Genomic DNA, 1,586 nt, shown 5'->3' with positions numbered 1-1,586 from the left:
CCACAGGCCGTTAACAAGTTACTGTATGCTGTGCAGCGCGTAAGCCATAATCGACAAAATCTATCGGGTCGAACCTGAMAATCGATGGGGCCGGGCCGTTGAAATTCTTTCGGGATATTCTACTGCCGCTATCGGTCACGAATATCGCCGCGCTGTTCGTGATTCTCTTCATCTACGGCTGGAATCAGTACCTATGGCCGCTGCTCATCACCACCTCGGGCGGCATGGATACAATCGTTATCGGCATGAAAAAAATGATCGGCGGCGACGACGCGCAAACCGATTGGGGCGTTGTCATGGCGACCACGGTTCTCGCCATGCTGCCCCCGATTATCGTGATCCTCACCATGCAGCGCTGGTTCGTTAAGGGCCTTGTGGAACAGGAGAAATAAGATGGCCCAAGTCACGCTCGATACCATTCGCAAGAGCTTCGGCGACACCCATATTCTGCACGGCATTTCCTGCGCCATCCGCGACGGCGAGTTCATCGTTGTCGTTGGCCCCTCGGGCTGCGGAAAATCGACCCTACTGCGCATCGTTGCGGGACTGGAGACCGCCACCTCGGGCAGCATCACCATCGGCGACCGCGAGGTCAGCAAACTGGAGCCGAAAGACCGCGATATTGCGATGGTCTTTCAGAATTACGCGCTCTACCCCCATATGACCGTCGCCGATAACATGGCCTATGGCCTGAAGAATCGCGGCATGGACAAGGCCGAGATTCAAACCCGCGTGGCGCAAGCTGCCGAGATTCTGCAACTCGCCCCGTATCTGGCGCGCAAACCCAAGCAGCTTTCCGGCGGGCAGCGCCAGCGCGTCGCGATGGGCCGGGCGATTGTGCGCGAACCGAAGCTGTTTCTGTTCGATGAGCCGCTCTCGAACCTCGACGCCAAGCTCCGCGTACAAATGCGCGTCGAGATTAAGAAGCTCCAGCAGCGCCTCGGCGTCACCGCCCTCTACGTCACCCACGATCAGGTCGAAGCCATGACGATGGCCGACCGGCTGATCGTGCTGAAAGACGGCCGGGCTGAGCAAATCGGCGCGCCGCTGGAGCTTTACGCCCGCCCGGAAACCATCTTCGTCGCGGGCTTCATCGGCTCCCCCGCCATGAACCTGCTTCCGGGCGAGATTACCGAGGCCGGCGCCGTGCGCCTCGCCAGCGGCCCGACGCTGGACCTCGCCGAACCACTGCCAGGCTCAGCCGGGCAAAAAAGTGTTGCTCGGCGTGCGCCCAGAACATCTCGGCGTGCGCGCTGGCGGGGTCTTCGCCGTCACCGTCGAGTTGGTTGAAGCCCTCGGGGCCGATACCCTCGTCTACGCAACCCTCGCCGACGGCACCGCCTTCACCGCCCGCCTCGATGGCGCGCACGTGGTGGCGCGCGGTGACCAACTAGCGCTCTCGCCAACGCAAGCGCTGCATGTGTTCGACGCGGGAACGGGGAAGCGGGTGAACTGAGGTATTGTCGGGGGGTATTGGTCGGGGCGCTGCCCCGACGCCCCGCTTAAGGCCGATTGGCCCTTAAGAATCCCTTTTTAGGGATAGCTTGCCGAAGCCCTCAGATCATTTCAGAAAAAAAGTAATCGGA

At 60.9% G+C, this 1,586-nt stretch carries 2 protein-coding genes and 1 pseudogene; all 3 read left to right on the top strand.

The window, feature by feature from the left end:
* Positions 1-80: 80 nt before the first annotated feature.
* Positions 81-392, top strand: a pseudogene (locus tag VZ95_RS16605) (ABC transporter permease subunit); the annotation flags it as partial.
* A gap of 1 nt (position 393) precedes the next feature.
* A complete protein-coding gene (locus VZ95_RS16600; protein ID WP_198148359.1) occupies positions 394-1,290 on the top strand; it encodes an ABC transporter ATP-binding protein in 897 nt (298 codons plus the stop codon).
* Positions 1,247-1,456 (top strand): TOBE domain-containing protein, encoded by a 210-nt coding sequence (locus VZ95_RS29825; RefSeq protein WP_198148358.1) that lies wholly within the window; start codon positions 1,247-1,249, stop codon positions 1,454-1,456. Before VZ95_RS16600 ends, VZ95_RS29825 begins: the two co-directional genes overlap by 44 nt.
* The last annotated feature ends 130 nt before the right edge of the window (positions 1,457-1,586 follow it).

The sequence above is a fragment of the Elstera litoralis genome (assembly GCF_000963705.1).
Taxonomy (GTDB): Bacteria; Pseudomonadota; Alphaproteobacteria; order Elsterales; family Elsteraceae; genus Elstera; species Elstera litoralis.
This window is presented reverse-complemented; position numbering and strand designations above follow the sequence as displayed.

Excerpts from the sequence above, each read along its gene's own strand:
- VZ95_RS16600 (WP_198148359.1), top strand. The coding sequence starts at position 394 with ATGGCCCAAGTCACGCTCGATACCATTCGCAAGAGCTTCGGCGACACC.